At 45.0% G+C, this 9,408-nt stretch carries 7 protein-coding genes and 1 pseudogene; 3 read left to right on the forward strand and 5 right to left on the reverse strand.

The features are described 5' to 3' along the window. Together IH879_13710 and IH879_13715 are read left to right on the forward strand one after the other, a co-directional pair. Nucleotides 1–1,290 (forward strand): hypothetical protein (locus tag IH879_13710; GenBank protein MCH7675992.1); only part of this gene is annotated, 1,290 nt, incomplete at its 5' end. A 299-nt stretch (nt 1,291–1,589) separates the two neighbouring features. Beyond that, nucleotides 1,590–3,746 (forward strand): carboxy terminal-processing peptidase, encoded by a 2,157-nt coding sequence (locus tag IH879_13715; GenBank protein MCH7675993.1) that lies wholly within the window; start codon nt 1,590–1,592, stop codon nt 3,744–3,746. A gap of 83 nt (nt 3,747–3,829) precedes the next feature. Here IH879_13715 and IH879_13720 read toward each other — a convergent pair whose 3' ends face one another. From IH879_13720 to IH879_13740, 5 genes are all read right to left on the reverse strand, one after another. Beyond that, entirely contained in the window at nt 3,830–4,603 is a 774-nt protein-coding gene (locus tag IH879_13720; GenBank protein ID MCH7675994.1) for a glucose 1-dehydrogenase, read from the reverse strand. Between the two features lie 65 nt (nt 4,604–4,668). After that, nucleotides 4,669–5,406, reverse strand: coding sequence for a gamma-glutamyl-gamma-aminobutyrate hydrolase family protein (locus IH879_13725; GenBank protein MCH7675995.1), 738 nt, complete (start codon nt 5,404–5,406; stop codon nt 4,669–4,671). 131 nt (nt 5,407–5,537) lie between these two features. Next, nucleotides 5,538–6,929, reverse strand: a complete 1,392-nt coding sequence (locus tag IH879_13730) for a glutamine synthetase (protein MCH7675996.1) — start codon at nt 6,927–6,929, stop codon at nt 5,538–5,540. 86 nt (nt 6,930–7,015) lie between these two features. Beyond that, nucleotides 7,016–7,414: a four helix bundle protein gene (locus IH879_13735; protein ID MCH7675997.1), complete on the reverse strand. Its 399-nt coding sequence runs from the start codon at nt 7,412–7,414 to the stop codon at nt 7,016–7,018. A gap of 117 nt (nt 7,415–7,531) precedes the next feature. Beyond that, a complete protein-coding gene (locus IH879_13740; GenBank protein ID MCH7675998.1) occupies nt 7,532–8,980 on the reverse strand; it encodes an aldehyde dehydrogenase in 1,449 nt (482 codons plus the stop codon). 235 nt (nt 8,981–9,215) lie between these two features. On the opposite strand from IH879_13740, the pseudogene IH879_13745 reads away from it, so the two are divergent. Further along, nucleotides 9,216–9,408: pseudogene (locus IH879_13745) on the forward strand (GxxExxY protein).

Genomic DNA, 9,408 nt, shown 5'->3' on the forward strand with positions numbered 1-9,408 from the left:
CTCATCCGCTCCCTTTTCGATGGCGACTTTGACAACCTGTCCATGCACATCGAATTTCGAATTCAAGTACCCGAAAAACAGTCGATCGTTGTGGACAACGATTACGGAGACGTCGACCTGAAGGGCGTTTTTGGCGACCACGATATCGAGAACAATTCCGGTGAAGTCTCAATTAGAAAATGCGGGGGTTCTCTAAAGGTGGACAATAGCTACGCCGGTGTGGAAGTTATTGATTTTCAGGGCGAGGTCTCGGTAAAGAATAGTAACGGAGAAGTCTATCTCAAAAAAATTGGCGGGGATGCGGAAATTGATAACAGCTACAAATCTGTCGAATTCGAGAATATCCGTGGCACGTTAACCGTTCATGCAAGCAATAGTCCGGTTAGCGGCAGCGGAGTTGAAAGCGACTGCTTCATAAAGAGTTCCTATAAACCGATTGAAGTCTCCAATGTCCAAGGAAAATTGGAAGTCAGAGGTTCAAATTGCTCAGTCAATGTCTCCGATGTCAAGGGCGATCTCTGGATTAATTCCAGCTACAAACCGATTGTGGCAACTAATATCGGCGGTGAATTGACCATCATCGGCTCAAATAGTTCGGTCGAGGTTAAGAATGCCATGAAAGACGCATCCATTCGCTCATCCTATAAAGAAATCCGTGTGAGCGATATTGGCGGAGCCCTCAAAATCGACGGCAGCAACTGCAGGGTCACGGCAGTAAACATTCAAAATGACGTCGAAATCAAGTCATCTTATAAAGACATCAATGTAGAACAAGTCGGCGGCAACCTTGATATTGACGGCAGTAATTGTCGGGTAGCCATTTCTGATGTCAAGAAGAACGCCGATATTCGTGCGTCTTATAAATCGGTCAGCGTAAAGGACCTCGGTGGCAGCTTGAAAGTCAACGGCAGCAACAGCAGTGTTCTGGTGGATGGGCTTGGTGGGGACGCCGACATCGTGAATTCTTACAAACAAGTAATTTTAAAAAGAACCGGCGGTTCAATCAAGGTTCGTGGACAAAACAGTTCAATAGAAGTATATGCGATTGAAAAACTACCCAAAGAGAGTCAAATCGAGCTCATAACTTCCTATAAAGCTGTGACGCTTTCACTTCCTGAGGGCGCAAATGTGACGATTTCTGCTTATACAAGTTACGGCAAAATTCGCTCAGACTACCCGGTTTATCTCAACGAAGATTCCAACAAGCAGCAGGCAAGAGTTGAATTGGGAGACGGCAGCACTCTGGTCAGAATCGAGACCAGCGGCAATATAACACTGCGGAAAGAATAGCCAAGCGCTGCCAGCGCCTTTGGGCGCTGGCAGCGATAACCGTTTGAGAATATAATCTCAAACAAAAACCTCAAAAAGTCTCCGCATAATTCCATAAAAAAGATCAAATTATAACTTTATCTGTCATGTCGGCGGAACAAATTACCGATAAGATAATTAGAGACTTACGTCCAAAATATTTTTCTTCCTGAACTTAATGAACTGAAAGCGTATAATAATAAAATCGAAATTTTTAAGCAATTTTCTGAAATATTTCTATGTTATATAAAAAAGCATACTATTCGAACGGAGACCGAATTATGAAAAAGATTCATAAACAAACTTTCACGGACTGGAAAGCCGCTCTTATCGTCCTGTTTTCACTTTTACTCCTTCCAATTCAAAACCTGAGAAGTGCTGAAGAATTAAAACCAAAAGACTCACATAGCGTGGCGGCACCGGTCATCGCAAAACTCCTTCGCAAGTATCATTACAATCACCAAAAAATTGATGATGCTCTGTCATCGGAAACGCTGGATTTGTACATCGAAAGTTTGGATCGGTCGCGTTTATACTTTCTGGCCTCCGATATCTCCGAATTTGAAAAATTCCGTTACACTCTGGATGATATTATTTTCTCAGGCGATTTGGAGCCGGTTTTCCAGATTTTCAACACCTGGAAAACACGTGCGGAACACAGAATTGAATTTGCAACAAATCGCCTTGACAAAGAATTTGATTTCACAATTGATGAAAACTTCACCCTGGATCGCAGTGAAGCGGAATGGGCGATAACTTCCAGCGAACTCGACGAGCTCTGGCGGAAGAAACTCAAAAACGAGGCACTGGGTCTGAGGCTTGCCGATCAGGAATCGTCGAAAATAAAAAAGAAGTTAAAAAAACGGTACGCGACCCGGCTGAAAAATATCAACCAATACAATTCGGAAGACGTCTTTCAGCTTTTTATAAATTCGCTTTCCGAAACATTTGATCCACACACCAGCTATTTTTCACCGGTTTCCTCTGAAAATTTTAATATCGACATGAGCCTTTCGCTGCAAGGTATTGGCGCGCAATTGACCACAGAAGATGAATACACAAAAGTGGTTCGCATCATTACGGGCGGCCCGGCCGATAAAAGCAAGCTAATTTTGGCAAATGATAAAATAATTGGTGTTGCGCAGGGAAAAGACGGTCAAATGGTCGATGTGATTGGCTGGCGTCTTGACGATGTTGTACAAAAAATCCGCGGTAAAAAAGGCTCGACGGTTCGTTTGGAAATTATCCAGGCGGAGAGCCCGGCCGGAAACCCCCCAAAAGAAATCATTTTGGTGCGCGATAAAGTGGTCATCGAAGAGCGGGCGGCAAAAAGTGACACGGTCGAGTTCGATCATGAAGGAAGGAACTATAAACTTGGCGTCATAACCATACCTTCTTTTTATATTGATTTGGATGCCAAGCGAAAGAGAGACAGAAACTATAAAAGCACCACCCGGGATGTTCGCCGGTTGATTAAAGAATTGCAGGGAGCCGGAGTTGATGGAATTGTCATCGATCTGCGTAACAACGGCGGCGGCTCTTTGCAGGAAGCCATTGAGTTAACCGGACTCTTTATTAAAGAGGGTCCGGTCGTGCAGCAGAAAGATTTGCGTGGATCAAAACGAGTTGAATACGATCCCGACCCAGAAATCGTATATGAAGGACCGCTTTCTGTTATTGTAAACCGTTACAGCGCTTCGGCATCAGAAATTTTTGCAGCGGCGATTCAGGATTATGATCGTGGAATCATTTTAGGCAGTCAAACTTTTGGCAAAGGAACGGTTCAAAACCTTCTGAGTCTAAACCGGTTCATGCGTTTCGACGATGAAAAAGTGGGGCAGCTAAAAATAACGGTTGCAAAGTTTTACAGAATTACCGGCGCTTCAACCCAGCATCGCGGCGTTATGCCGGATATTAATTTTCCTTCCATCTATAATGAATTCAACTACCTCGGTGAAGACAAACAAGATCACGCCCTGCCCTGGGATGAAATTTCTCCGGCCATGTTTCAGTCGGATGATCGCGTTTCAATGTATTTATCAGCCTTAAGTTTAAACTCTAAAAAACGATTGGCCAAGAACACCGAGTTTCAATATCTTGTTGAAAACATCGACCGTTATAAAAAAGAAAGGGAGAAAAATACAATTTCGCTAAATGAGGCGACACGCAAGACCTATAGTGAGGAAAGAGAAGCCGTTAAACTTAAAAGAGTCAATGAAAGACGTGCTGCAAAAGGTCTGAAACCGTTGAAAAAAGGTGAGAAGATTGCAAGAGAAGATCGAGCTCCGGACACTTTATTCAAAGAGAGTCAATTTATTCTGGCGGATTTGATTGCCTTGTCCGATCCTGATCACGCCACCAAGATTGCGAAAACGGCTGAAAAAATGCACCAACCTAAGGGCGCCAGAAGTGAAACCGTTAACCGCAACAAAAACTGATAATAGAATAGTTTGAGATTAAAAGCCTTCATGCATTTTGTGTGAAGGCTTTTTTATTTGATCGATGAGTTCCGAAATAGAACCTACTCTGGCGTTACATAAGCTGCAGTAATTCCTCCATCCACAGAAAATGCTGTGCCATTTATATAAGAAGATTCATCGCTTGCCAGAAAAAGAGCTGCCTGCGCTATATCCGTGGCTTGCGCAAACCGGCCGGGCGGGATATGAACCAGCCTTCGCCGGCGCTTTTCGGGATCGGAAAGTAGCTCCTGCAAAAGCGGTGTCTCAACCGGGCCGGGGCAAAGCGCATTGGCGCGAATATTCTGCCGTGCAAATTCCACTGCAATTTCACGGGTCATGGCGAGCACACCGCCCTTAGATGCCGTGTAAGCAATTTGCGACGTAGCCGCTCCCATCAAAGCAACGAATGAGGCTGTGTTGATAATCGAGCCGCCTCCCGCTCGCTGCAAAGCCGGGATGCCATACTTACATCCTAAAAACACGCCTTTCAAGTTCACTTGCATCACCAGATCCCAAACATCTTCTTCTGTGTCAAGAACGGAGCCATCCTTGTCCGGGAAAATACCGGCATTATTGAAAAGCACATTTAATTCTCCCAACGTATCTTCCGCGTGTTGAATCATTGCCTGCACTTCATTTGCATTTGAAACATCCGCACGGAAGAAACTCGCTTCTCCATTTGTCTTTTTAATTTCCTCTACGGTTTTTTTACCTAACTCTTCTTTTAAGTCGACCACCAATACTTTCGCACCTTCCCTGGCAAACAAAAGTGCGGATTCCCGGCCGATACCGCTGCCAGAGCCGGTTATAAGTGCAACTTTATCTTTTAATCGCATAAATACTGTTCCTTATTTTTATACCTATTCTGAACGAGATTCCCCCAGAGATGTCATCTGCGCTTTTATCTTTTTTCGTGTTCATGTGAGTAATTCGTGATTGAAGAAGCTTCCACAAAAGCTTTAAAAAGTCGTTGGTGGTGCGGATCCTCCGGAGATATCTCAGGGTGCCATAAAACCGCGAGCATCCACGGGTGAGTTTTATGCTCCAGCGCCTCAATCAGACCATCTGGCGCCTGCGCAGAAATTCGCCAAACCTCTGGCACTGTCCGAATTCCTTGATGATGTTGTGATTTCACATTCACCTCGTTTGAGCCCATAATTTCAGCAAGCCGGCTTCCTTGTTCAATTTGAACCGGATGTTCAGAAGCTTCACCAACGTTTAGCCGATGTAAGATTGAATCACCCAATTCATCCGGGACATCTTCAATCAACTTACCGCCGGTCGCAACATTCAGCAATTGTGAGCCACGACAAATACCCAGACTTGGTATCGAATTCTTTAACACCTCTTCTGCGAGAGCCAATTCAAACTCATCCCGCTCCGGATCGACGCCCGCAATTGTTGAATGTGAATTGCCGCCATAAATACTCGGCTCGATATCTCCGCCACCCGCGAAAATAAGTCCATCTACAAGTTCTAAGATTATGCCGACGCTTTTTTCACCCGGAGGTAACAGAATTGGAATCCCGCCCGCGCTACGAACGGAGTGGACATATGAACCGGGAAGATAGTAGTTATCGTCCTTTTTACGGCCGTAGGTTGTGATGCCAATAATCGGCGATTGGCGAGAATCGTTCATAATATTTTCTTAGTTGGATAGTGTTTAAGTTTTAGAGTGTGACTGTGTCAAAGTAATCTTTTATAATCTTCCCCCGATTTAGTGGACACCTTGAAAAACCTTAACACACCAGCACGATAACGCTTGGAGAACTAGCACCTTTCAAAATATCTTTCCCGTTCCCAACTCGTCACCACTTCATCAAATTTTCGCTGCTCGGTCCGAAAGAAGTGTAAATAATGCTCTATGACTTCTTTGCCAAGTGCTTTATGAAGCCACTTACTTTGGGCCATTTCGGCAATGGCTTCATTCAAGCTTTTAGGAACCTGCGGAATATCTTGTGCCGTATAAACGTCTCCCTCAAACAGCGGCGGCGGCTCGATTTTGTTTTCAATTCCATCGAGACCAGCCGCCAATGTTGCAGCAAAAGAGAGGTATGGGTTGGCGTCAGCGCCGGGAGCGCGGCATTCAATACGCAGAGAAGGACCGTGTCCAACGATCCGAAATGCCGCAGTACGGTTATCATAACTCCAGGCAATGCCAGTCGGTGCAAAAGAGCCCGCGACAAAACGTTTGTAGGAAGTTGGGTAAGGCGCATAAAAAGCAAAAATCTCGCGAACGTGCTTCATCCAGCCTCCCAAAAACCATTTGAATAGTGGAGAAGCTTTTACTGACCCGAGTTTTTCTTTTCCGGCAAAAAGCGAATTGATCCCCGATTTATCCCAGAGGCTGGCATGTAAATGCATGCTTGATCCGGCATAGCGTTCGTCCCATTTTGCCATAAAAGAAACGGAGCACTCCTTCTGTATGGCAATTTCCTTTGCCGCGTGTTTGTAAATTACGTGCCGGTCGGCCATCTCCAAAAAATCAGCGTAGCGCAGATTAATCTCCTGCTGGCCCGGCCCCCACTCCCCTTTTGAAAATTCTACAGGGATTCCGGAACGATCTAAATGGTGGCGAATCGCACCGATGACAAATTCTTCTTTCGTCCCCTGCAAAATATGATAATCTTCAATATAACGGCCAATTGTTTCTAAATCGAGGTACTGCTTTTGAGCCGCTTCTTCGTAAGTGTCCTTAAAAACATAAAGCTCCAGTTCAGAGCCGGCCATGGGAATGTAACCTCGTTTGGCGGCTGCTTCAACTTGTTTTTGTAAGATGGTTCTTGGTGCAACTTCGATCAATTCATCCTTTTCTTCATTAGCAACATCGCATAAAACCAGGGCTGTTTTTTCAAGCCAACTTGCCAACCGCAACGTGTTCATATCAGGAACAAGGCGAACATCACCGTAGCCGTCAGCCCAACTGGTAAAAGCATACCCTGGCACCGGGTCCATTTCCATATCGCAAGCGAGCAGATAGTCGCAGACGTGGATGCTGCCGTCCAATACATCGTCCACGAAAAATTGTCCGGTGATGCGTTTACCCATCAAACGACCGTAGATATCCGGAAAGACCGCGAGGACAGTTTCGATTTCCCCTTTTTCGATCATTTTCTTTAGGGTCTTGATGTCGAGCATGCCCGGAATTTGCTTTGCCGCCATTTCTCCTCCCTTGTAATTAGATGATGCTTGCTGCTGGATTCTGGATGCTGGATGCTGGATGCTGGATGCTGGATTCTCGATACTGGTTATTGTCCAGAAACTTCTTTTGGAGCTAAATGTTGTTCGATAACCCTTTTCAAAAAGGTATTAATCTTCTTTCCCAGAATATCATATTGCTTCCCCAGATCCTGAAAAATCGATTCATCTTTTAAAGAACCTGTTTCATATAAAAACTCCACGTGATCACGCGTTTCATCGCAAGAAGCCAGCGCGTAAATCAAAAATCTAATAAAGTCATTCTTATACCTCTTCCTGCCAAAACCTTCGACGATGTTGCTTGAAATCGACTTCGAGGAGCGACGGATCTGACTGGCTTCCTCAAACATTTCAAACTTTGGTAATTTCGCCAATGTCATTTTATGAACTCGAACCGCCAATTCATGCGCCATTTGCCAAATCTCATAATCCCGATAGCTCTTTGCCATTGCCCCACCCTCCTATCACTCAGTCAGTAATAATCGACTTCCCGCAGACTACATCCAGCATCCAGCATCCAGCATCCAGCATCCAGCATCCAGCATCCAGCATCCAGCATCCAGCATCTAGCCTCCAGTATGAATAAACACACTTTTCAACTCGCTATAATGATCCAGTACGGCCAGGCCCAGCTCGCGTCCAACCCCGCTTTGTTTTACACCGCCGAATGGCGCTTCCAAATGCACACTGTGACCCGTGTTTATAGAAATCACACCTGTTTCAATTGCTCGAGCAACTCGCAAAGCTCGCTCAATATCTTTTGTCCAGATTGATCCGGAGAGACCATAGGTACTTTTGTTTGCGATCGCAATTGCTTCTTCTTCAGTTTCAAATGGGATAGCACAGAGGACCGGTCCAAAAATCTCCTCCCGGGCAATGCGCATTTCAGGTTTCACATCTGTAAAGAGAGTCGGTTTGAGAAAAAAGCCTTTTTTAAATTCTTCTTCTCCAGGGGATTCACCACCACAAACTAAAGAGGCTCCTTCATTTTTTCCTAACTCAACATAGTTTAAAACTCTTTCATGCTGTTTTTGTGAAATCAAAGAACCCATTTCCGTGTCTTCGTTCTCTGGGTCACCAAGCCGAACTTGTTTAAACAATTCAGCAAGCTTAGAAACAAATTCATCATAAATTGATTTTTCAAGTAGCAAGCGGCTGCGGGCACAGCAATCCTGACCTGCGTTTCCCAGCACGCTCCAAACCGCTCCGGGCAGCGCTTTCTCAAAGTCAGCATCCGCAAAAACGATGTTTGCAGATTTGCCCCCCAATTCTAAAGTAACTCGCTTAATGTCGTCCGCTGCTAATTTCATCACTTTGCGGCCAACCTCTGTGGAACCTGTGAATGAAATTTTTCGGACTAAAGGATGCTTGACAAGTGCTTCGCCCGCCACTTCACCCCTTCCCGGAACGATGTTCAGCACCCCTGCGGGGATACCCGCTTCCACGGCAAGTTCACCAAGGCGAAGGGCGGTTAAAGGGGTCTGCTCGGCAGGCTTGACCACAACCGTGTTGCCCATCGCCAATGCAGGTGCAATTTTCCAGGACGCAATCACAATTGGAAAATTCCAGGGTAAAATGAGTCCGCAAACGCCAATGGGCTCGCGGAAAGTCATGCTTACACCAGGAGCGGCAACTGGGATTGTTTGCCCACCTACTTTGTTGATGGCACCGGCATAATATTCGAAACAGTCTGCAGCGAGGTTAACCTCATCTCTGGCTTCACGAATTGGTTTCCCAACATTTTTCGTTTCTATGTCCGCAAGGTCCTTTACATTTTCCCGGATTAATTGAGAAAATTTTAATAATAAGCGAGTCCGCTCACGGCTATTGATACTACGCCAAGGTCCTTCAGCGAATGCGCGGTCTGAACTCCGCACCGCGATATCGATATCTTCTGAACGAGCGTCGGCTGCGTCGGCTAAAATCTCACCCGTTGCCGGATTAAAAACCTTAGAGGTGTGGCCTCTAAGTGAGGGAGTTTTTTTGCCATCGATAAAAAGATTTCTGCGGGTCATATTTTCCGAAAATTAGAAAGGTGTTTTGGTTAATTTGGAGAAAGAATATACGATTTACAAAAGAAGGTGTCAATAAATGCGAAGCGAATTTCACAAAATCGCACAGCCGGAATTATTGTAAATTAAAGAAAAAATGTTATATTTGCATCCATTAGTGTCAACGACCTTTAGTTATTATTAATGGTGTTGTTCACACGTTTAACCACAGAGACACAAAGACCCAGAGATTCTTAATGTGAATGAAGCTAAGCGAAACCGACTAAGTGGAAATGCCTCGATAGAAGTTCATAGAAATTTGGGTCCAGGACTCCTTGAGTCCGTTTATGAAAGCTGTTTGTACCCGGCATTACAGACCGAAAAATCGCATGCAAGCGTCAGGTTGATTTGTCCATTCACTATAAAGGTAAGCGCCTTGATGAAAAACTGGT

The organism is candidate division KSB1 bacterium, assembly GCA_022562085.1.
In the GTDB taxonomy this organism is placed as follows: Bacteria; Zhuqueibacterota; Zhuqueibacteria; order Oceanimicrobiales; family Oceanimicrobiaceae; genus Oceanimicrobium.

What these genes read in the sequence shown, in the direction of transcription:
- IH879_13715 (MCH7675993.1), top strand. Translation starts at nt 1,590, where the DNA reads ATGAAAAAGATTCATAAACAAACTTTCACGGACTGGAAAGCCGCTCTT.
- IH879_13720 (MCH7675994.1), bottom strand. Translation starts at nt 4,603, where the DNA reads ATGCGATTAAAAGATAAAGTTGCACTTATAACCGGCTCTGGCAGCGGT.
- IH879_13725 (MCH7675995.1), bottom strand. Translation starts at nt 5,406, where the DNA reads ATGAACGATTCTCGCCAATCGCCGATTATTGGCATCACAACCTACGGC.
- IH879_13730 (MCH7675996.1), bottom strand. Translation starts at nt 6,929, where the DNA reads ATGGCGGCAAAGCAAATTCCGGGCATGCTCGACATCAAGACCCTAAAG.
- IH879_13735 (MCH7675997.1), bottom strand. Translation starts at nt 7,414, where the DNA reads ATGGCAAAGAGCTATCGGGATTATGAGATTTGGCAAATGGCGCATGAA.
- IH879_13740 (MCH7675998.1), bottom strand. Translation starts at nt 8,980, where the DNA reads ATGACCCGCAGAAATCTTTTTATCGATGGCAAAAAAACTCCCTCACTT.